Source organism: Chthonobacter rhizosphaerae (genome assembly GCF_013839525.1).
GTDB lineage: Bacteria > Pseudomonadota > Alphaproteobacteria > Rhizobiales > Pleomorphomonadaceae > Chthonobacter > Chthonobacter rhizosphaerae.
This window is the reverse complement of record NZ_JACDIS010000002.1, coordinates 193,662-215,418: the sequence shown is the minus strand read 5'-3', so window position 1 is coordinate 215,418 and position 21,757 is coordinate 193,662. Positions and strand designations below refer to the sequence as shown.

The following is a 21,757-nucleotide window of genomic DNA, read 5'->3' as shown; positions in this document are numbered from 1 at the left end:
CTCCTTCAGCAACCGCAGCCGGACGGACCGGGCGGGACGAGCCCCGCGCAGATCTCGGGGTGACCACCGCAGCAGTCCGCGGTGAGAAAGGTGATCAGGTCCCGCACCCGGTCGATGTTCACCGCGTAGCGGATGGTCCGCCCATCGCGACGCGACGCGACGAGGCCCGCCCGCTCCAGGTTGGCGAGATGGAACGACATGGCCGTCGGCGGCACCGCGAGTTCGGCCGCGATCTCGCCGGACGGCATTCCGTCCGGACCCGTCCGGATCAGCAGCCGGAAAGCGTCGAGGCGGACCTGATGCCCGAGGGCGACGAAGGCCGGAACGGCCTGGAGATCGTTCAACATCAGACACTACAAACATCCTTGCAGTGTCATAGTCAATTCCGTCAGTCGTCCATTTCCCCGGTCCGACGCCCCCGATCGCCGCGCGGATCCGGCGATCGGGGGCAGCCATTCCTCCGGCCGACGTTCATGGCCGGACGGGCGCGTCAGAAGATCTCCGCGGTGGGCTGGCCGAGCGCGACCGCGCCGGCGAAGCGCGCCTGCGGCCCAGCCTGCAGCGGGTGGAAGCGGGCGCCCTGCACGTCCCTCATTCGCCGCTCCAGCCCGTTCCGCCGGTAGAAGGCCGCGCCGCCGGCGAGTTCCATGGCGAGCTCCACGGTCCGGATCGCGTCCGCTCCGACCAGCGTGCGGCCGATCATCACCTCGTTGACGCTCTCGGCCGAGGCGACACCGCGCCCGGCGACCTCCACCATGTGCCGGTGCGCGAGCCGCGTCGCGCGGAGCGTCGTGTCCATCCGGCCCGCGAGCTGAAGCGCGTCCTCGCCGACCGGCTTGCGCCGGGCGAGATCCACCGCCAGGTCGCGCGCGCTTTCGGCGACGCCGAGGTAGACCGCGTAGATCAGCGGCAGCGCCACGGTGGCGATGACGTGGAACAGCGGATGCCACCGTCCCGCCTCGCGGGTCACCGACACCGCCGTGTCCGGCACGAACAGCCCGTCGATGACCACGTCGTTGGAGCCGGTGCCGCGCATGCCGTGCGCCTTCCAGGTGTCCTCCACCCGCACCGCCGGCGATTTCATTGGCGCGGCGAAGTGGATCACGGTTCCGCGGCCGTCCTCGCCCTCTGCCACCGCGCCGGTCATCAGCAGGTCGCCCGCCGGAGACCCGGAGGTGAACACCTTGCGGGCGTCGATCCGCCAGCCGTTCTCCACCTTGACCGCACGGCCGGAGCCGCCGATCCAGTCCGAGCCGCCGCTCGACAGAAGCATCAGGCGCTCGGCCGCCACGCGCCGGAGCAAAGGTTCCACGGCCGCCACGCCCTGGTGGCGCCAGCGCCAGGCCGGAATCGCGACCTGGTGGGTGTGCATCGCGAACGCGAGGGCGGTGGATCCGCACGCGCCGGCCAGCACCCGCAGCATGTCGCAGAGCGTCGCGACGTCCGCTCCGCGGCCGCCCAGTTCCACCGGCACCCCGGCCTCCAGGAGGCCCGCCTCCTTCAGAAGCGCCAGGTTCTCCGCCACGAAGGTGTCACCCTCGTCCACGGCGGCTGCCCGGTCGGCGAAACGGGGCGCGAGCGCCCGGGCGATCTCCACCACGTCGTCCGGCCTATGGCTGGAAACGTCCGCGATGGCGGCGGTTTCAGCAGTATTCATGACGTAACCTCCCATGACCCCTGATAGGGTCATAGGAGGATCCGCTCGCCGGCGCGGGTGCGCTAGTTCACGAACTGTACCGCCGCGAGCGCCGGGTCCGCTCGGGCGCGCGGCCCTGGCCGCCGCCCCGCATGCTGGAGGTGATCGCCATGAAGGACACCGGTGGCTACGGCCAGTTCTGCCCGGTCGCGATGGCGTCGGAAATCCTGTGCACCCGCTGGACAACGCTCGTCGTCCGCGAGCTTCTCTGCGGCACCACCCACTTCAACGACCTGCGTCGCGGCGTGCCCCGGATGTCGCCCGCCCTCCTCTCCAAGCGCCTGAAGGACCTGGAGCGGGCCGGCATCGTGGAGGCTCGGCCGAACGCGCGCGGCGTCGTCGAGTACCACCTGTCCGAAGCGGGCGAGGATCTTCGCCCCGTCATCATGGGTCTGGGCTTCTGGGGCCAGCGCTGGGTGGAGTCGGAGCTGTCGCTCCAGAAGCTCGACCCCTCCCTGCTGATGTGGGACATGCGCCGCCATCTCAGGCCGGAGCCGTTGCCGCCGCGCCGCTGCACCATCCAGTTCGTCTATCCGGACCGTGCTCCCGAGGAGCGCGCCTGGTGGCTCGTGGTGGACGGCGGCGAGGTCGACCTCTGCGGCGTCGATCCGGGCTACGAGGTGGATCTCCTGGTGCGCACCAGCCTGCGCACCATGACGGCCATCTGGATGGGCCTCGCCACGATCCGCCGCGAAACCGACGCCGGTCGGCTGGAGCTTTCCGGCGACCCGCGCCTCGTGCGCTCCATGGAGCGCTGGCTGGGCGCGAGCCCCTTCGCGGCCGAACCGCGCCGCGCCGCCTCCCCTCACCCGAGCTCCGCCGTTCCCGGACGCCCGTGACGGCCGCCCGGGCTCACGCCCGGGCGATCTGGCCGGATTGCACGCGGGCGAGCGCGTCCGCGATCGAACTGTCGAACCGGTCCTCGGAAAAGCGCTGGGCGTTGTCGCGGCAGGCCTGCGGCCGGATCCTGTCGATCCGGGTCTCGAAAGCCTCCACCGCCTCCTTGATCCCCTCCACCGTCTGGCGCGGGAACAGGACTCCTGTGGGGAGATCCGGGCCTCCCGGCGCGCGGACGATGTCGGCCGCGCCGCCGCGTCCGAACGCGATCACCGGAGTGCCGCAGGCCTGCGCCTCGGCGAGGGCGATCCCGAAATCCTCGCAGCCGGCGAACACCATCGCGCGAGCGCCCGCGACGGTCCGGACGTAATCGGCGCGGTCGAGATAGCCGAGGAACTCGATGTTCGGTCCCGCCAGCATGCGCAGGTCCTTCGACTGCTGCCCGTCGCCCACCACCAGGAGGCGCCGGTTCGGCATCTCCTTGAAGGCGCGGATCACCAGGTCCGTGCGCTTGTAGGGCGCCAGGAAGGACGCCGAAATGTAGTAGTCGTCCTTCTCTGCGCTGAACTGCATCTCGTCGAGGGCGACCGGCGGGTGAAGCACCTCCGAGTCCCGGCCGTAGATGTGCCGGATGCGCGAGCGCACATAGGTCGAGTTGGCCAACATCAGGTCCGGACCATGGGCGGTCCGGGTGTCCCAGGCGCGCAGCCGGTGCAACAGATAGCGGTAGATCGCGCCCTTGGGTCCGAACCCGAGATGCCCTTGCTCCAGGTAGGAGAACTGTTCGTCCCACGCGTAGCGGACCGGGCTGTGCACGTAGCAGAGGTGCGGCTGGTCCGGCCGGGTGATGACCCCGCGCGCGAACGCCGCCGACGACGAGATGACGGCGTCGTAGCCGGTGACGTCGAACTGCTCGATCAGGAAGGGACACAGGAAGAACAGGTGCCGGTAGTACCGCTGGATCATCGGCATGCTGTTCAGCGGCGACGTGGTGAAGTGCACGTCGTGGAAATACTGCTCCTTGATCTCCTCCGGGAGAAAATCGAACAGCGTGAACACGTCGGCGTTCGGAAACTGCTTGCAGATGCGGGACAGCACTCGTTCGCCGCCCCGGAAATCCGGACACCAGTCGTGCACGACCGCTATGCGGAAGGACCGGTCGACGGCAACCGGCGCGGATAGATCCGGTGTGCTCTCCGCCAGTCGAACATAGGCGACTGCACCGCTGCTGTTTGCGAGAAGCGCATCCGCTGACCCTGAACGACGCATAGCCCTGCCTTTCCTGGGATGAGGCTGGTCCAATCATGAGCGGACAAGCATCGCGCACCGGCCGTTTCCGGCAATCTGCCATCTTGGGCTGCAGGAAACGCCGGTGAGTCCCGGACTACGCCGAACGGTCGATGCCCCCCCACCGCCGGGATTCCGACCTACGACCAAAGCGCACGCGGGCACACCGCGCGGCGCCTTCACCCTCCCCATTCCTGTGTCCTCAGTCCGAAAGATCCCCGACTAACCTCTGGCGGTGGCCGCCCGTGCGACCAGGGTCCGGGACCGTCATGAAGATCGGCGTCATCATCCCAAGCCTCGCCCGCAGCCAGCAGCTCATCCGGCTGCTGGCCCACCTGGAACGCCAGGTCCGACGCCCGGACGAGGTCATCGTGTCCTTGCCGTCCGGAACCGACATCGCCGCTCCGGAGCACCTGTCCTATCCGGTCACCGTCCTGAACGGCCCGAAGGGTTCGTCGGCCCAGCGGAACACGGCGCTCGATCATGCCGCCGGACGCTTCGATGTGCTGGCGTTCCTGGACGACGATTTCATCCCGTCCGCCGACTATCTCCAAGGCCTCGAAGCCGCATTCTCGGAGCACGACGACTGGGCCGTGGTGATGGGACGCGTCCTCCTGGATGGCGCCACCGGCGAAGGCCTCTCCTGGGCGGACGCGATGGCGGCCCTCGCCGATGCGGCATCGGAGCCGCCCCCTGCCCTGAAGGTCGTCGAGCATGTGGGCGCCTACGGGTGCAACATGTCGGTCCGGGCGCGGGCGGTGGGGAGCGTCCGCTTCGACGAACGCCTCGTTCTCTACGGTTGGCAGGAGGACATCGACTTCACCAGCCAGCTTCGGCCCTCCGGTCGGATCGTGTCGATCAACACCATCTCCGGCGTCCACCTCGGCCTGAAGAGCGGCAAGGTTCGCGGCGAGCAGTTCGGATACTCGCAGATCGCCAACCCCGTCTACCTCGTCCGGAAGGGCACGGTGCCGCTCGGTTTCGCGCTCCGGCTGATGAGCCGCAACGTCGCCGCCAACCTGGTCCGCAGCCTGCGGCCGGAGCCCTACGTGGATCGCCGCGGCCGGCTCCGGGGCAATGCGCTCGCCATGCTCCACGTCGTCACGGGCCGGGTCGAGCCCGAGTACATCCTGAAGATCTGAGAGGAATCGCCGCCCGATGCCGTCACAGCCCGACACCCGTCGCGCCGGCCGCGCCGGCTCACCGGAGAAGCGCACGGCCGGGGTCCCTCGCATGCTCCTCGCCGCCGCTTTCGCCGTCGCGGCGTATGCCGCCGCTGACGCCGCCAGCGCCGGGGACTACCGCCTGGGGCCGCAGGACCAACTCCGGCTGAAGGTCTACGAGTGGCGGGCATCGCGCGACCAGATCTTCGAATGGACCGCCCTCAACGACCAGTTCACCGTCGGTGCCGACGGCGCCGTGTTCCTGCCTTTCGTCGGCGAGGTCGATGCCGGCGGGCTCACGACCGGCGAACTGGCGCGCGCCATCGGCGACCGGCTGATGAGCCGCATGGGCCTCGGCCGCCAGCCGGACGTGTCCGTGGAGATCGCCGAATATCGGCCGGTGTTCGTGTCCGGCGACGTGACGACCCCGGGGGCCTACCCGTACCGCCCGGGTCTGACCGTACTCCAGGCGGTCAGCATCGCCGGCGGCCTGCGGACGGGGAACGAGGCGTCGTTCCGGTTCGCCCGCGAGATCATCGGCGGGCGGGGTGATATCGGCCTTCTCGACTGGACGCGAACCAGCCTGCTCCTCCGAAAGGCGAGGCTGGAGGCCGAACTCGCCGGGGCCGACGCGATCCGCTTTCCGGAGGAGGCGGTCGCGTCGTCGGATCCGTCCGAGGCGGCCCTGATGGAGCAGGAACGGCTGATCTTCGAGGCGCGACGCGACGGGCTGAAGAACCAGACCCAAGCGCTGGAGAACCTCCGGGACTTCTTCGCGCAGGAACTGGTCTCCCTCGACGAGCAATTGTCGCTCTACGACAAGCGGATCGCGCTGATCCGCAAGGAACTCGAGGGCGTCTCCACCCTGGTCAACAAGGGCCTTGCCGCCGCGCCGCGCGGCATGGAGCTGGAGCGCGCCATCGCGGAGATGCAGAGCGAGCGCCTCAGCGCCGAGACGGGCCTTCTGCGGGCCCGCCAGGAGCAGAGCCGGACCGAAATCGCCATTCTGGAACTGAAGAACCGGTTCCGGAACGAGGTGACCGTCGCCCTTCGCGAAACGCAGACCCAACTGGACGAGACCGATCTCAAGACGAGTACCGCGGCCCGGCTTCTCATGGAGTCCGGCGCCAGCATGCCGCGCCTGCGCGCGCTGCGCGACCCGACCGCGGAGGCGCGCCCAGCCTTCTCGATCGTGCGCCCGACGGCCGAAGGCATGGCCGAGCTCCCGGCGGAGGACGGAACGCCGCTGGAGCCCGGCGACACGGTCAAGGTCGACTACCTGTCGGACCGGCTCGGACGGGGACAGGCGGGTTCAGCGGCGCTGCTTCCCGTCGATCCAGGCGAGGAACCGACCGTCGCGGCCGGTCCGACGCCGGCCGGGACCAACTGATGCGCCCGCTGGACCGGCACGCGGGCGCGGTCCGTCAGCGCCGCGTTGCAGCCGCCGCACGGAGGCGTCGCCGATGAGCCCGATGCGGACCCGCCTCTTGACGGGCGTGACCTGGGTGGCCGTCGAGACCTGGGGGCGGCACGCGGCGCTCCTCGTCGTGTTCATCATCCTCGCCCGCCACCTCGGTCCGGAAACGTTCGGGCTCGCGGCGCTCGCCATGGTGGCGCCGCTGGTGCTCGCCGTCCCCGTCTCGCGCGGCCTCCCCGACGCGCTCATCCAGCGGAAGGGCCTTGATCCGCTTCACCTCGACAGCGCCTTCTGGTGCCTCGTCGGCCTCGGGGCGGCCATGAGCGCGCTGATCCTCATTTTCGCCGAGCGCATCGCCCTCGGGTTCGACGAACCCGGTCTGACGCCGTTCATCGGCTGGGCCGGCGTGACGGTCACCCTGAATGCCTTGTCCGCGGTGCCGGCCGCCGTCCTGAAGCGGGAACTCCACTTTCGGGTCTTCGCCGTCCGCACCCTCTGCGGGACGGCCGTGGGCGGCGTGGTCGGCATCGGGCTGGCGATCGCCGGCTACGGGGTCTGGAGCGTCGTTCTCATGCAGATCGCGAAGGCCTCGGCCGAGACGGTCGTGATCCTCGGCGCCAGCGCCTGGCGACCCCGGCTGCGCTTCTCGGCCTTCCATCTCGGCCAGCTCGTCCCGTTCTCCGGGCCGCTGGTCGTCCAGGCCTTCTGGCACCAGATCAACGACGAGATTCCAAAGGTCGTCATCGGCGGCGGTCTCGGACCCGTCGCGGTCGGCACCTATGCCCTCGCCCGCCGCCCGCTCGATCTCATCACGGAAGCGGTCGTCGGGCCGCTCATGGCCGTCACGATGCCGGCGGTCGCGCGCGTGCAGTCCGAGCCGGGAAAGATCGACGTCTTCTTCAACACGGTCGTGCGGGTGGCCGGCATCGCGGGCTTCCCGGCCTACGTGGGATTCGCCGCTGTCGCGCCCCTGGCGGTGCCGCTCGTCTTCGGATCCGAATGGACCATGGCGGTGCCGGCCGTGCAGATCCTGATGCTGCTCGGCCTCCAACGCACCGTGGACGCGATCTGCTCGTTCTGCCTCCTCGCGCTCGGCCATTCCGCGCTGATTCTCAAGCTCAACGTCGTCTACTCCGTCGTCACGGTCGGGCTTCTCGCGGTGGCGGTGCGCTTCGGCCTCGAAGCGGCGCTGGCCGCGCTCGTTCTGTCGAACCTCCTGTTGCTGCCGGTCTTCCTCTTCCTCGTCCGGCGCATCGCCGGGATCGACGTCACCCGGCCGCTCGTCATCTTTCCCCGGCTCGCCCTCGCCGTGTCGGTCATGTTCGCGGCGGTCACCGGATGGCTCCGGATGATGCCCGTCTCCGATGCGCCCTGGCTGTCGCTCGCGAGCGCGATCGCGGCCGGCGCCGCGGTCTACGGGGTGATGATCGTGCTCCTCATCCGCCCCGATCTTCTCGATGCCGGCGACCTCCTGATCCGGACCGCGCGCCGCGTGCGCGCTGGCGGCGAGGAACACGCCCGATGAGAACGGTCTTCCTGTCCCAGCACTTCGACGGCGTACGGCCGCCGGATCAGAACTCGGTCGGGATCTGGACCTACGAGGTGGCTCGGCGATTGGCGCACCGGCACGACGTGACGGTCATCGCCCGCCAGCCGCCCTCCGCGCCATCGCGACAGGTCGTGGACGGCCTCGGGCTGGAGTTCGTCGCCGGCCTCCCCGTCGGAGCCTGGACGAAGGCGTCCCGGCTCTGGGCGCTCGCGGCGCCTGGCGCCCGGCCCCTGTTCGCGCAGCCCTTCTATGCCGCCGACTTCCTGCTCCGATCCCTCCGCCGGATCCGGCGGATCGGACCGGACCTCATCCACGTCCAGAACTTCCCCCAGCACGTGCCGGCGGTGCGGCGCGCGGCGCCGAACGCGGCGATCGTCCTCCACATGCATTGCGACTGGCTGGTCCAGCTCGATCGCGCGACCATGCGGCGCGGGATCGACGCCGCCGACCTGGTGATCGGCTGTTCGCGCCACGTGATCGAGGCGGCCGCCGGCCGCCACGCCGGCGCCGGGATCCCTTTTGAGGTCGTGCCGAACGGCACCACGAGTCCGCCCGCCGCACCGACCTTGGAGCGCCCTGCCCCCAAGGTCGTCTTCGTCGGCCGGGTGTCGCCCGAGAAGGGCCTCCACACCCTGGCCGACGCCTGGCCGCGCGTGGTCGCGGCCGTGCCGGAGGCGCGGCTGGAGATCGTCGGGCCGCAACAGGCGCTGCCGCGCGACCTTCTCGTCGACCTCGCCGACGACCCGGACGTCCGGGCCCTGGCGCGCTTCTACGGCGCCCGCCCCGGCGGCAGGTCCTACATGGATGCCGTGAAGGCCTCGATCCCGCCGCAACTCGCCCACACGGTCACGTTCGCCGGGCCGATCCCGTACGATCAGGTCGCCGAACGGCTCGCCGGCGCCGCCGTCCTGGTGAACCCGTCGCTGAGCGAGTCCTTCGGCATGAGCCTGGTCGAGGCCCTGTCCGCCGGCACTCCCGTGGTCGCCACCCGTGCCGGCGGAATGCCGGACATCCTGGAGGCGACTGGCGGCGGTCTCCTGGTTGAGAAGAACGACCCAGCCGCCCTGGCCGCCGCCCTCGTCCGGCTGCTCACCGACCGCGGCCTCGCCCGCGCGCTCGCCGCCGAAGGGGCCGGCCGCGCCCGGGACCTCTATGCCTGGGACCGGATCGCCGACCTGACGGCCGCCCTGCACGAGCGCACGATGGCCGCACGCCGTAAAGGACGCGAGCCGCTGACCGGCGCCGCCGTCCCGCACCCGGAGACCGCGGCCTGACGAAGGCGCCGCTCCGCCTCCCGGCCACCCGAGAAAGGCTCAGTCGGTCAGGGCCGGGAAGCGCTTCCGGAACTCGTCGGAGAGGACGATGCCCTGCACCAGATGGTCGCGATTGATCCTGTCGCTCTTCAGCTCGGCCACGTAGCTCGCGAGGCCATGCCCGTCCACGTCGCGGCCGAGCAGCAGCCTGAACATGAATCGCACATAGGCGTCGTCGGACATGCCGTCCGGGAAGTGGACGTCGTGGAATTCCCTTGAGGCCATCATGGCGAGCACCAGGGTCGGGATGTCGATCTCCCCCGACCGCAAGCGGTCCACCCATCCCTTCGCTCCTGCGGGATCCGGCGTCCGGCCGAGCACGACGCAATAGGCGCTCTCCACCGTGGCTTGGGGTGTCCGGTCGGCTGTGGCGGCACGCGCCAGATCGCACGATCGCCGCGCCACGGCCGATGGCCGGGGCCCACGGATCGCCTCCCGCACCGCCTCGTAGGCGGGCTTCGGCGCCCGCAGCGCCCACCCGGACCCGGCCCGGGCGACACGGACGAGGCCCATGTGCGCCTCATGGCTCGGCTCCCAGTACGGTTCGTCCAGGAGCTGGTAGACGTGCGCGGCCTCCACGTCATACAGATCAGCGAGATCCGCCAGGCGCTTCATCCATCGCGTGAGCCCTTCGGCCTGCTCCGCCTCGCCGTTCTGGCTGCCCGCCGGATGATTGAACTCGGTCACCCAGATCGGCCGGCCATAGGCCTTCAGCGCCTGGAACGCCCATTCGGGATCGGCGCCGTACATGTGCCAGACCGTGATGTCCCAATCGATGCCATCCTCCTTCATGCGCTCGAATGCGCCGAGGTGCCCCCATCCGGCGGTTCCCATGGCGGCCTTGAGGTCGGGGTCCACGGACGCAAGCCCATCGGACAGGCCTTTCAGGACGGCGCTCACCTTGCGCCAGCGCGGCGTGTAGTACTCGTCGCGGCCCACCCCGCCCGCAGGGCCCCATTCGCACGGGTAGCGGGAGCCGTCGTCGCGCGTCTCGCACGGCTGAAGGATGGCGTAGATCTCCAGCTCGTTCCCGAGCTCCCAGACCCGGATGGCGTCCTTCAGCGGGGTCGCCACATCCACGACGAACTGGCGGGCCGTGGCGTAGAGCGTCTCCGGTCCGTCCCCGTCGAGGTCGGCGTCCTTCGGGGTGAGCACCGGCAGGATGTCGATGCCGCGGCGCCGGCCCTCCTCCGCGAGCTGACGCAACGCCGGGATCTGGGCCGTCTCGCTCACGTTGACCCGGTAGGACGTCATGCCGAGGTCGGCCAGATAGTCGAGCTGGCGGCCGTAGTCGATGCCCGGATAGGCCGTGAACGGATGGCCGTTCGCGCCCCAGGTCAGGGTCCCCGCCGCCGCCTGGAGGACGCCGATCAGGAGCGACGCGCCGCCGAGCCCAAGCCGACCTAGCATCCGACCGTCTCCTCGTCGTCGACCGCCGTCATGAGGGCGAGGTACTGCTCGGCGATGCGGCTCCAGGAATAGGACGCGGCCGCCTGGTGGCCGGCCTGGACGAGGCGATGGCGCTCGCGCTCCGACGCACGCAGCCACACCACCGCATCCCGCCAGGCGGCCGGATCGTCCGGGTCGGCGTAGACCGCCGCCTCGCCGCAGATCTCCGGAAGGCACGGCGACGTGGACGCGACGACCGGGCAGCCGCACGCCATCGCTTCCACGGCCGGAATGCCGAAGCCTTCGCTCCGTGACGGAAGCAGGAAGGCGAGCGCGTGCTCAAGCGCCCTCCGGACGTCGTCGTCGCCGATGCGCCCGACGAGATGGACGTTCGGCGGCACCGGCCGGCCGTGCCGGGCGATGAAGGCCGCGTCCACCTCCCCGGCGATCAGGACCGCGATCCCGACCGCGTCCAGGAGCGGCGCGAGATCCAGGATCAGGTCCAGGTTCTTGTGCGGCTGGCGACGGCCGAGCGCGAACACGTAAGGCCCGTCCTCCGGCAGCGGCAGTGACGAGCGCGCGCCGTCCCAGCGTCGGACGTGATCGCTGCCGTTGTGCGTGACGGAGATCTTCTCCCGTGGCGCGACGCCATAGCCGACGAGATGCTCGAGGGACTCCCTAGACACCGTGGTGACCCGGCGGACGCGCCGGCCGAGCAGTGGCAGGATCAAACGGTGCGCCAAGCGGAATCCGGCGCCGTAGCTGTCCGGCATGGTGCGGGTCTGCAGGTCGTGGATGCAGACGATCTGCCGGCGGACCGCGACCGGCGCCAGGTTGCAGAAGCTGACGAGCCCGCCCGGCACATGGCGGGGCAGCTGGACCTGCACCCAGACCTGCGGCAGCCGCGGCCTGCCGAACTCCGGGACGACGCGCACCGGAATGCCCTTCAGATCCAGCCAGTCCGGCGCCGGGCGAGGCGCGACGAGGTCGAGATCGACACGACGCGCGAGCGGATGGCCCGCGGTCACGAGTGCATCCAGGGCCGAGGTCAGCTCCAGCGCGTAGCGGGCGACCCCGTAGGGTGCGAGAGCGAGGAAATCGCCATTGATGGTCCAGCGGGCGCGCCCGCCGGGCGAAGCGGTCGGTGGCTCCATGCGAACGCCGGAGGAGACGACGGGGTCCGACAGTCCAGTCACGTCCGCGTCCTCTCACCGACCGCTGACGGGTGGGCCGGGTCACATCGGCGCGGCCGCAGCCGGTGCGGAGTGGTCCCGGTCACCGGCCAACGGTACTGCGCTCGAGGATGCAGACGTCATGAACATAGGTGGTAGGCGGGATCCGCCGAATAGGTCGGCCGGTGCCCGGGGCCGACTCCCATCCGCCGATCGGTTGCGGTGACCGGGGCGCCGGACGTTCACACGATGGCGGACGACGAGCATTGATCAGGGAGGGCTCGCGATGGGCCGCCTGTGGGCGATCAACGGCCGCTTCCTGTCCCAGCCGATGACCGGGGTGCAGCGCTACGCCCGCGAGGTCGTCCGCGCCCTCGACAAGCTCGTAGCCGCCGGCACGGCGACCGCGACGGACCTCGACGTGGAGCTCCTGGCGCCACCGGGCGCCACGGTGCCGTTTCCATTGACGGCCGTGCGGCACCGCACGGTAGGCCGCCTGTCCGGCCACGCCTGGGAGCAGATCGACCTCCCCCGCCACGTGCCCGGCGGTCTTCTCAGCCTCTGCAACACCGGGCCGATCGCGGTCCGCAAGCAGATCGTCTGCATCCACGACGCCAACACGTTCAACTGCCCGGAAAGCTATTCGCTCGGCTTTCGGGCCCTTTACCGCACGCTCCTGCCTGCGCTCGGGCACACCGCGGAGGCGGTCGCCACGGTGTCGAACTACTCCGCCGACCAGCTCGTCTGGCATGGGATCTGCCGGGCGGGCGCGATCATCCAGGCGCCGAACGGCCACGAGCATGTGCTCGGTTGGGAGCCCCGGCATTCGCCGGTGACGCGGGCGGCCGCCGGCCGGAGCACGATCGTGGTCCTGGCGAGTTGGGCGCCGCACAAGAACACCGACCTGATCGTCCGCATGGCCGACCGCCTCGCCGAGTTCGGCCTCGGGCTCGCCATGGTCGGCGCGAGCGACCCGCGCGTCTTCAGCGCTCATGCGGGCGTGGAGGACGCGCCCAACGTCGCCTGGCTCGGCCGCATCACCGACGGCGAGATCGCGGCGCTCCTGAAGGACAGCCTCTGTCTCGCCATGCCGTCCCGCGAGGAGGGGTTCGGGCTGCCGCCGCTCGAGGCGATGGCGCTCGGCTGCCCGGTGGTGGTCAGCGATAGGGCCAGTCTGCCCGAGGTCTGCGGCGGCGCGGCCCTCTATGCCTCTCCGGATGATCCGGAGCCCTGGCTCGACGCATTCCTTCGATTGAGAGACAGCCCGGCGTTGCGGGCGAGCCTCGTGGAGCGCGGCCGGATCCGTGCCGCCCGGTACCGGTGGGAGGCGTGCGCCGCCCAATACCTGAGGGCGATGGACATCGCCGACGTGGTCTCCCGCTCCGACCGAAGGGCCCAGGCCGCCGCCTGAACCGTCCTGGATCAGGCGCCGGCCGCCACAGCCGCTTCGCGCCGTCCGATCGGCGACGGCGCCCGGACCGACGCCCTGGCCCGCAGGGCCACGACGATCCCCAGCGAAACGAAGAACAGCATCCCCGGATCGGCGCTGCCGCCGGTCAGGGACGCGCTCACGAGCGCCGCCACCACCGCCGCGCGGATGCTGGACGTCAGCGCCGCGGCGTCCCGGTCCAGCGGTGGCGACCGCCTGCCGCCGGAGCCGACGATGGCGGCCGTGAGAAGCGCCATGAAGATCGCGCCCACCAGCCCGAGCTGCGACAGCACCGCGACGGGCCAGCTGGACGCGCGGGAGCTGCCGATGCCGATGCCGAGGAAGCTCGTGTCGACGAAAGCCTCGAAGCTCTTGATGTTCCAGTAGAGGCGCTCCTGGCCCGAGATGCTCTGCGACTTGTTCACCACGGTGGCGTCCAGAAGGTTCAGGAACGACGCGAGATAGCGGCTGTCCGCGATCACGCTCGACAGGAGGACGGCCCCCATCACCATCACCGAGGCGAGGACCGCCACGTCGCTGCGCGCGCCGCGGCCGGACAGGAGAGCGCCGGTCGCCGACATCAGGATGGGCACTCCCAGGATGGCGAGACCCACGTAGGCCGTGGACGAGGTCGACATGAGCAGGAGCGCGAGCAGCGTCAGCATCAGCACGAGGGCGAAGCGGCTGCCGGTCCGGCGCCAGTCGGCAAACAGGAAGGCGACGGCCGCCAGGGACATGCCCGCGAAGCCGGACGCCTCCGGATACCCGCCGACGATACGGGCGAAACTCGCCTCGGAAATGTCGGTCAGAAGCGCGTAGTTGGCCGTCCGGATCGGCAGGAGGACGTCGCCGAAGCCGGCGAGCTTGCCCGCGAGATCAAGGACGCCCATGCCGGTATGGACCGCGCACCAGGCCAGGAAGGCCCGTCGCACCTGATCCACGCGGTCCGCGTGGAAAACGAGAACCGCGATCGCGAGCGCGACCGAACCGCCGAGCAGGAAATAGCCGGCCTGGGTGATGTTGCCCGACACCGGCGCGAGGCCGCTCTCCACGATCCCGTTCCCGCCGGTCTGGCGCACGAACACGATCACCTTGCCGGCGAAGAGGCGCGGAAACAGCACCGCGCCGGCGACCGCGTAGGCCATCAGGAACAGCAGCAGCCACATCACCGGCGCGCTCGCGAACAGCGCGCCGAGCTCCCTCCAGATCTTCCGGCGGCCGGCGACGGCGAGCACGAGGGCGGCGGCGAAGACGGTGAAGACGAGCGGCGACGACCCGCCGAGCGAGCCGAAGAGCAACAGCGCCGTGGAGCCGAAGGCGAGCGAGATCATGAGCCCGGCGACGAGGCCGCCACCGAAGGCGCGCGCGGCCAGGGCGATGACGACGCAGACGAGAAGACCGACGACGGAAAGACTCATGGGCGGACGCCAATGGCAGGCCGGCCGCCGCACCTGGACGGAGCCGGATCGCCGCCGAACGGACGGGTCGGACGGACATGCTAGCCCGACGAGAGGGCGGGCCGGGTTCATCCGAACGGAGGTGCCCGTTTCACCCGATGGACGTAGGCGAACACCCTTGGCGTCCCGGCCCGCTCCGGCGGGTCGTCGTCCGCGTCCGCCGGGTGGGCTTACCGCTTTCGGCCGATACCCGACCTCTCCCTAGAGAGAGCGGGACCCTCGCCGATGCCGGGCTAAGACTGTCGCGGCGCTCGCATGCAGCGAAGAACGGCGGTCGAGGCCCGCCGGCGAGCCGGGCCCGCCCGCCCATCGGCCGGATGATCGCCCGGCATATCGGACCCGGAGGAATGGATGTCCCCTCGCGTGTCGCTTGGCCTGCCGGTCTACAACGGTGAGAAGTACGTGGGCGGTGCGCTCGAATGCCTGCTGGGACAGACGTTCCAGGACTTCGAACTCATCATCTCCGACAACGCGTCGACCGACCGCACCGGCGCAATCTGCCGGTCGTTCGCCGCCCGCGACCCTCGCGTGAAGTACCTGCGCAACCCGCACAACCTTGGCGCCGGGCCCAACTTCAACCACGTCTTCCACCAGGCCGTCGGCACGTATTTCAAATGGTGCGCCTGCGACGACCTCCTCGGCCCGACCTTCCTAGCCGAGACCGTGCGCGCCCTCGACGAGAACCCGGATACCGTCCTGGCCTTCGGCAGAACGGAGTCGATCGACGACACGGCCCACATCGTGCCGCTCGTCGGATCCAACATGCCGGCCGTGCTGGACGAGCGACCGGCCCGACGCTTCCGGCAGGTGCTGCGCGAGATCGGCACCTGCTACGAGGTGTTCGGCCTCATCCGCCGCGACGCCCTGGCGGCGACGACCCTTCACCGCCCCTACTACGGCTCCGACCGCGCGCTCCTCCTGGAACTGTCTCTGCTCGGCAAGTTCCGTCTCGTGCCGGACGCGGTCCTCTACAGCCGCGAGCATCCCGAACGGTCGATCAACATCGCCGACAAGCGGGACCGGGCGCGGTGGCACACGTCCAAGGCCCGGCACTCGCTGGAGCACACGCTGCTCCTCGGACATCTCGCCCGGATCCTGGTCCGTCAGCGCGCCGTGGCGCCGCTCTCCGCGACCGCGTGGCCGCTCCTCGCCTTCGCGGCGTCGCCCATCCAGGTCTCCCGCTATGCGCTGGAGGCGATCGGCCTCGTGGCGCCCGCCGCCCGAACGCATCTGCGCAACGTCGGCTGGTCCGCCGTCCACCGCCTCCAGAACAGACGAGGATGATCGAACGGTCGTACTCAGCATTTTTCCGCGCCAGATCCGCTTATCGCCTGACATTTCAAACAGCAGTTCAGATTTCATCACGAATTCCGGTTCGATCCATGCGCATTCGCTCCCGCTCATCCGGTCATCCTCTCGCCAGCCGGCAAGCAGCCGGCTCGTCACCCGAAACCGCCGGGCGTTCGGGCCGGCGTCGCCGGGGGATGCACCGGATGAGCGGTCCATCCGGCCTCAACCCACCTTTCGCAGGAGCTTGACGTGAAAGTTGCAATCCTTGCCGGGGGCAAAGGCACCCGCCTTGCCGAGGAGACGTCGGTCCGGCCCAAGCCGATGGTGGAGATCGGCGGCAAGCCGATCCTGTGGCACATCATGAAGATATACTCCCACTACGGCTACAACGACTTCGTCGTCGCCATGGGTTACAAGGGGGAGTACATCAAGAACTACTTCGCCCAATATGGAACGCTGTCGGGCAACCTGACCATCCAGCTCGGTCGTCCCGACCCGGTGATCCGCCACGATCACAACGAGACGCCCTGGACCATCGACCTGATCGAGACCGGCGACGAGACCCTGACCGGCGGCCGGCTGCGCCGGCTGAAGCCCTATCTCGGGCGCGGAACCTTCATGCTGACCTGGGGCGACGGCGTCGCCAACATCGACATCGACCGTCTGCTCGCCTTCCACCGGTCCCACGGCAAGCTCGCCACGATCACGGCGGTTCGCCCGCCGGCGCGCTACGGCCACATGCGCTTCGAGGGCGACGCGGTGGTGGCCTTCGAGGAGAAGCCGCAGACCGCCGAGGGCTGGATCAACGGGGCCTTCTTCGTCCTGGAGCCGGAAGTCCTCGACTACATCGACGGCGACATGACGATGTTCGAACACGCGCCGCTGGAGAACCTCGCCCGCGACGGCCAGCTCATGGCCTACCGCCACGAGGGCTTCTGGAGCGCCATGGACACGCTCCGGGACAAGCACACCCTGGAGAAGATCTGGGACAGCGGCGAACGGACCTGGGCCATTTGGGAGAGACACTGATGCGCGTCCTCGTCACCGGCCATCGCGGCTACATCGGCACGGTCCTCACGCCGCTCCTGGAGGCGGCCGGCCATGACGTGGTCGGCCTCGACAGCGACCTCTACGAGCGCTGCACCTTCCAGGCGGGCGGCGCGATGCCGGTCGTTCCGACGATCCTGAAGGACATCCGCGCCGTCGAGACCGGGGATCTCCTCGGCTTCGACGCGGTCCTCCATCTCGCCGCGCTGTCCAACGACCCGCTCGGCGACTTTCGACCCGAGACGACATTCGCCATCAACACCGAGGCCACACTGCGGCTCGCGTCGGCGGCCAAGGCGGCGGGCGTGGAGCGGTTCGTCTTCTCGTCGTCCTGCTCCAACTACGGCGCCAGCGGCGTCGACGTCATCGACGAGACGAGCCCGTTCCATCCGGTGACGCCCTATGGCATCAGCAAGGTTCGGGCGGAACTCGGCCTCCTGGAGATGATGGACGACCGGTTCGCCCCCGTCCTCCTGCGCTCGGCCACCGCCTACGGGGTGAGCCCGCGCCTGCGCTTCGACCTCGTGCTCAACAACCTAGTCGCCTGGGCGGTGACCACCGGCCAGATCCGGATGAAGTCGACGGGCGAGTCCTGGCGACCGATCGTCCACATCGAGGACATCGCGCGCGCGTTCGTGGCCGTCCTCGATGCGCCCCTCGACGCCGTCCGCGGCGAGGCGTTCAACGTGGGCGTGACGGACCACACCTACCAAGTGCGCGACATCGCCCGCATCGTCGCCGACGTGGTGCCGGGCTGCGAGGTGACATTCGCCCCCGACGCCATCTCCGACACCCGGTCGTACCGGGTGAACTGCGACAAGATCCGCCGCGTGCTCCCGACCTTCGCGCCGCAGTGGGATCCGCGCCGAGGCGCCGAGACTCTTCTGGCGGCCTGCAAGGCCCAGAAGCTGACGCTGGAGGAGTTCGAGGGTCCCCGCTTCCAGCGGATCGGCCACATCCGCATGCTCGTCGCCGACGGCGTCCTCGACGAGACCCTGACCCGCCGTCCGGCGGCTCGCACCGCAGCGTCCGCCGTCGTCCACGACCCGGCCTTCGTCGCCGACGCCGCCGAGGTCCGCTGCATCTCCTGCAGGCACCACGGGCTGAGGCCGATCCTCGACCTCGGGCCCATGCCGCGCTCGGACGGCTTCGTGGATCCGGCCCGCACCGCCGAGAGGGAGACGCGGGTGCCGCTGCGGCTCGGGTTCTGCCCGGAATGCAGCCTCGTCCAGCTCCTGGAGACCCGCCCGCCGGAGGAGATGTTCGGCGACGACTACGTCTACTTCTCGTCCTATTCGGACGACCTGCTGCGCCACAGCCGCGAGAACGCGGCGGAGCTCATCGAGCGGCTCGGGCTCGGCCCATCGAGCCTGGTGGTGGAGATCGCCTCCAACGACGGCTACATGCTCCAGACGTTCAAGACCGCCGGCGTTCCGGTGCTCGGCGTGGATCCGGCCCGCCATCCGGCCGCCGCGGCGATCGCGAAGGGGATCGACACGGTCGTGGACTTCTTCGGCGTCCGCGTCGCCGACCGGCTCGTGGCCGATGGCCGGCGGGCGAACCTCATCATCGCCAACAACGTCGTGGCCCACGTGGCGGACCAGAACGATTTCGTCGCCGGCATGGCCCGCCTCCTCGCCGCCGACGGAACCGCGGTGGTGGAGTTCCCCTACGTCCGCGACCTGATCGAACACGTGGAGTTCGACACGATCTACCACGAGCATCTCTGCTACTTCTCCGTCGGCTCGGCCGCCACCCTGTTCGCCCGCCACGGCCTCCACCTCAACGACGTGCGGCGGATCCCCATTCACGGCGGGTCCCTGCGGCTGTTCTTCGGGCGCGACCCGAAGCCGACGCAGGCGGTCGCGGCCATTCTGGAGGAGGAGCGGCGCCTGGGCGTCGATCGCTACGCCTACTACGAGAGCTTCGGCGTCCGCGTCCGGGAGTTCCGCGAACGGGCGCGCCGGCTGCTCGGCGACATCCGGGCGCAGGGCAAGCGGATAGCCGCCTATGGCGCCGCCGCCAAGGGCACGATCATGCTCAACTACCTGGACGTGGATGACCGCGCGATCGAGTATGTCGTGGACCGGAACGTCCACAAGCAGGGCAAGTACGTCCCCGGCGTGCGCCTGCGGATCGATCCGCCGGAGAAGCTGATCGCCGACCGGCCCGACTACGTGGTCATCCTGCCGTGGAACTTCCGCGAGGAGATCATCCGGCAGCAGCAGGACTTCCTGGCCGCGGGCGGCCGCTTCCTGGTGCCGACGCCCGACCTTGAAATCGTCGGTGGATGATGCGAACCCCTGGCGCACCGGCGATCTGCCGGAACCGACCGGAACCCGGCCCCTTCGCCGCGACGGACCCCGCCGGGGTCGGCGCCGTCTGCCCCAGCTGCGGTGGCCTTGCCCTCGCGCCCATCTACCGGCTCGCGTCCATCCCGGCGCAGAGCGTGATCCTGTTCGACACGCCCGAGGCGGCGCGCGACATGCCCCGTGGCCAACTCGACCTGCGTTTCTGCGACGACTGCGGGTTCGTCTTCAACAGCGCCTTCGACGCTGCGGGCGTGGACTATGCCTCGACCACGGAGGAGAGCCAGCACTTCTCCGGCACGTTCAACGCCTTCGCGCGAACGCTCGTGGAGGAGATCGCTCGCCGCTACGATCTTGCGGGCCGGCTGACGCTCGAGATCGGCTGCGGCAAGGGGGATTTCCTGCAGGAACTGGTCGCGCAAACCGGGACAATCGGACTCGGCGTCGATCCCGGCTTCATCCCGGACCGCCTGCCGGGAGCGCACGGGCGCGACATCACCTTTCGCCGCGAGTATTTCGACCCCGCCGCCATCGAGACGCCGCCGGGCTTCGTGGTCTGCCGGCACACGCTGGAGCACATTCCGGACGTCGGCCGCTTCCTCGCGGACATCGCGACCGTTCTGTCCGGCCGGCGCGACGTCGGCATCCTGTTCGAGACGCCGGACATGGCGCGTGTGCTCGCGGAGGGCGCCTTCTGGGACATCTACCACGAGCACTGTTCCTACTTCACGCTCGGCTCCCACGCCCGCCTGTTCCGGCGCGCGGGCCTCCACGTGACCCGCACCTATCTGGCGTACGGCGACCAGTACATCGTCCAGTATGCCGAGCCCGGCGCCGGCACGCCGCTGCCGGAGGAGAACGACCTCGATCGCGTGCGCGCGCTCGCCGCCGCCTTCCCGGCCAAGGTCGCCGCCGTCCGGGCGCATTGGACCGATTTCGTCCGGGACCGGCACGGGGCCGGCGGACGGATCGCCATCTGGGGCGGCGGCTCCAAATGCGTATCCTTCATCACCAGCAACGATCTGGCCGACGCCGTCGAGCAGGTGATCGACATCAATCCCTTCAAGCAGGGCAAGTACCTGCCCGGCACCGGGCACCGGGTCTCGCCGCCCGACGACCTCGTCCGCACCCGGCCCGACACGGTGATCGTGATGAACCCGGTCTACCTGCCCGAGGTCGCGGCGCGTCTCGCCGCTCTCGGCCTCTCGCCGGACCTGGTGGCCTTGTGATGACCCTTCCCCTTTCCCCTGTCACCGGGGCCGGCGATCCGGACCCAGTGCTCCTCCTTCCGGGAGTCCCCGTCCTCTGCAACCAGCTCTGGCCGGACGCAGCGTCCGCGCGCGGCGCGCCGGCGGGCGATGTGGACCTGGTGCTCGACCGCCGTTCGGGCCTCCTTTGGAACCGGTCGTTCGACCCGGACCGGATGGCCTATGCGGCCGGGTACGAGAACGCGCTCCACCACAGCCCGGCGTTCCGGGCCTTCGCGGACGATCTCGCCCGCGGGCTGGTCGGCCGCCACGACCTGAAGGGCCGCGACGTCCTGGAGATCGGCTGCGGCGACGGCCACATGCTGGCGCTCATGATGGAACACGGCGCCCGGTCCGCCACGGGCTACGACCCGTCCATGGCCGGCCGGACCAGCCCCTATCTGGAGCGCCCCGGGGTTTCCGTCGTGCCGGAGTACTTCAAGGCCGACCGGATCGACCGGCCCTTTGACGCCATCCTGTGCCGGCACGTCCTGGAGCACCTGGACGATCCGGCGGGCTTCCTGGCCGACATCCGCGCCGCGACCGGGGATCGGACGGTCCCGATCTATTTCGAAGTGCCGAACGCCGACTGGATCCTGAGCGCGGTCTCGCTGTGGGACGTCATCTACGAGCACGTCACCTACTGGACCGCCCCGGCGCTGGAGACGCTGATGCGGCGCGCCGGCTTCCGCCCGCTCGCCATCGGCGGCGTCTACGGCGACCAGTTCCTGATGGTCGAGGCGGTTCCCGACACGCCCCGTCCGGACTGGTTGCCCGATGCCGATGCCGTGCCGCTCGCAGCCGCCCGGGCCTTCGGGGCGGCGGCCGCGGCGCAGATTGCTGGTTGGCGCGGCCGGCTTTCCGCGGCGGACGGCAAGGCTGTGATCTGGGGCGCCGGGTCCAAGGGAATCACGTTCGCCAACGCTCTCGGCGGCGAGGCGGCGGAGCGCGTCGCCGCCTATGTTGACCTCAACCCGCGCAAGCACGGCCGCTTCGCGCCGGGAGTCGGGCTCCCGGTCGTCGAACCGGCCGCGCTGCCGGCGATCGGTCCCGCGTTGGTGCTGATGTCCAACGCGCTCTATCGCGGCGAGATCTCCGGCATGGTGGCCCGGATGGGCCTGCGGCCGACGTTTGGGGCCATTGTAGGCTGACACG

General features: G+C 70.1%; 17 protein-coding genes. 11 read left to right on the top strand and 6 right to left on the bottom strand.

What is annotated here, in order from left to right; translation table 11 throughout:
* Positions 1-5 precede the first annotated feature (5 nt).
* Together HND91_RS04765 and HND91_RS04760 are read right to left on the bottom strand one after the other, a co-directional pair.
* A complete protein-coding gene (locus HND91_RS04765; protein ID WP_343057107.1) occupies positions 6-347 on the bottom strand; it encodes an ArsR/SmtB family transcription factor in 342 nt (113 codons plus the stop codon).
* Positions 348-490: 143 nt separating this feature from the next.
* Positions 491-1,657, bottom strand: coding sequence for an acyl-CoA dehydrogenase family protein (locus HND91_RS04760; RefSeq protein WP_181705396.1), 1,167 nt, complete (start codon positions 1,655-1,657; stop codon positions 491-493).
* 149 nt (positions 1,658-1,806) lie between these two features.
* Between HND91_RS04760 and HND91_RS04755 the strand changes: the two genes are divergently transcribed.
* Positions 1,807-2,535 (top strand): winged helix-turn-helix transcriptional regulator, encoded by a 729-nt coding sequence (locus tag HND91_RS04755; RefSeq protein ID WP_181705395.1) that lies wholly within the window; start codon positions 1,807-1,809, stop codon positions 2,533-2,535.
* A gap of 13 nt (positions 2,536-2,548) precedes the next feature.
* Here the strand turns inward: HND91_RS04755 and HND91_RS04750 are convergent, their stop codons facing one another.
* Positions 2,549-3,802, bottom strand: a complete 1,254-nt coding sequence (locus HND91_RS04750; RefSeq protein ID WP_181705394.1) for a glycosyltransferase — start codon at positions 3,800-3,802, stop codon at positions 2,549-2,551.
* Positions 3,803-4,089: 287 nt separating this feature from the next.
* Between HND91_RS04750 and HND91_RS04745 the strand changes: the two genes are divergently transcribed.
* From HND91_RS04745 to HND91_RS04730, 4 genes are all read left to right on the top strand, one after another.
* Positions 4,090-4,962 carry a glycosyltransferase family 2 protein gene (locus HND91_RS04745; protein ID WP_181705393.1) on the top strand — a complete coding sequence of 291 codons (873 nt, stop codon included), beginning with the start codon at positions 4,090-4,092 and terminating at the stop codon, positions 4,960-4,962.
* 91 nt (positions 4,963-5,053) lie between these two features.
* Complete coding sequence (locus tag HND91_RS04740) at positions 5,054-6,373, top strand: polysaccharide biosynthesis/export family protein (RefSeq protein ID WP_181705392.1); 1,320 nt, start codon at positions 5,054-5,056, stop codon at positions 6,371-6,373.
* 73 nt (positions 6,374-6,446) lie between these two features.
* Positions 6,447-7,925 (top strand): lipopolysaccharide biosynthesis protein, encoded by a 1,479-nt coding sequence (locus HND91_RS04735; protein ID WP_181705391.1) that lies wholly within the window; start codon positions 6,447-6,449, stop codon positions 7,923-7,925.
* The gene (locus HND91_RS04730; protein WP_181705390.1) at positions 7,922-9,223 is read left to right on the top strand and encodes a glycosyltransferase family 4 protein; all 1,302 of its coding nucleotides are present in this window, start codon (positions 7,922-7,924) and stop codon (positions 9,221-9,223) included. Before HND91_RS04735 ends, HND91_RS04730 begins: the two co-directional genes overlap by 4 nt.
* Positions 9,224-9,262: 39 nt before the next feature.
* Here the strand turns inward: HND91_RS04730 and HND91_RS04725 are convergent, their stop codons facing one another.
* Both HND91_RS04725 and HND91_RS04720 read right to left on the bottom strand, forming a co-directional pair.
* The gene (locus tag HND91_RS04725; protein ID WP_181705389.1) at positions 9,263-10,672 is read right to left on the bottom strand and encodes a DUF4214 domain-containing protein; all 1,410 of its coding nucleotides are present in this window, start codon (positions 10,670-10,672) and stop codon (positions 9,263-9,265) included.
* A complete protein-coding gene (locus HND91_RS04720) occupies positions 10,666-11,847 on the bottom strand; it encodes a glycosyltransferase family 4 protein (RefSeq protein WP_343057106.1) in 1,182 nt (393 codons plus the stop codon). Before HND91_RS04720 ends, HND91_RS04725 begins: the two co-directional genes overlap by 7 nt.
* 262 nt (positions 11,848-12,109) lie before the next feature.
* Between HND91_RS04720 and HND91_RS04715 the strand changes: the two genes are divergently transcribed.
* The gene (locus HND91_RS04715) at positions 12,110-13,234 is read left to right on the top strand and encodes a glycosyltransferase family 4 protein (protein ID WP_181705388.1); all 1,125 of its coding nucleotides are present in this window, start codon (positions 12,110-12,112) and stop codon (positions 13,232-13,234) included.
* Positions 13,235-13,245: 11 nt separating this feature from the next.
* On the opposite strand, the gene HND91_RS04710 is transcribed toward HND91_RS04715, so the two are convergent.
* The gene (locus HND91_RS04710) at positions 13,246-14,670 is read right to left on the bottom strand and encodes a hypothetical protein (protein WP_181705387.1); all 1,425 of its coding nucleotides are present in this window, start codon (positions 14,668-14,670) and stop codon (positions 13,246-13,248) included.
* Between the two features lie 390 nt (positions 14,671-15,060).
* On the opposite strand from HND91_RS04710, the gene HND91_RS04705 reads away from it, so the two are divergent.
* The 5 genes from HND91_RS04705 to HND91_RS04680 all read left to right on the top strand — a co-directional run bounded on the left by HND91_RS04705 (position 15,061) and on the right by HND91_RS04680 (position 21,753).
* The gene (locus tag HND91_RS04705; RefSeq protein ID WP_181705386.1) at positions 15,061-15,993 is read left to right on the top strand and encodes a glycosyltransferase family 2 protein; all 933 of its coding nucleotides are present in this window, start codon (positions 15,061-15,063) and stop codon (positions 15,991-15,993) included.
* Between the two features lie 255 nt (positions 15,994-16,248).
* Entirely contained in the window at positions 16,249-17,028 is a 780-nt protein-coding gene (rfbF, locus tag HND91_RS04700; RefSeq protein ID WP_181705385.1) for a glucose-1-phosphate cytidylyltransferase, read from the top strand.
* A complete protein-coding gene (locus HND91_RS23185; RefSeq protein WP_210272585.1) occupies positions 17,028-19,340 on the top strand; it encodes an NAD-dependent epimerase/dehydratase family protein in 2,313 nt (770 codons plus the stop codon). The genes rfbF and HND91_RS23185 overlap by 1 nt, the downstream gene beginning before the upstream one ends.
* Positions 19,337-20,584, top strand: a complete 1,248-nt coding sequence (locus HND91_RS04685; RefSeq protein WP_246329303.1) for a class I SAM-dependent methyltransferase — start codon at positions 19,337-19,339, stop codon at positions 20,582-20,584. The genes HND91_RS23185 and HND91_RS04685 overlap by 4 nt, the downstream gene beginning before the upstream one ends.
* A complete protein-coding gene (locus HND91_RS04680) occupies positions 20,584-21,753 on the top strand; it encodes a class I SAM-dependent methyltransferase (protein WP_181705384.1) in 1,170 nt (389 codons plus the stop codon). Before HND91_RS04685 ends, HND91_RS04680 begins: the two co-directional genes overlap by 1 nt.
* Positions 21,754-21,757 lie beyond the last annotated feature (4 nt).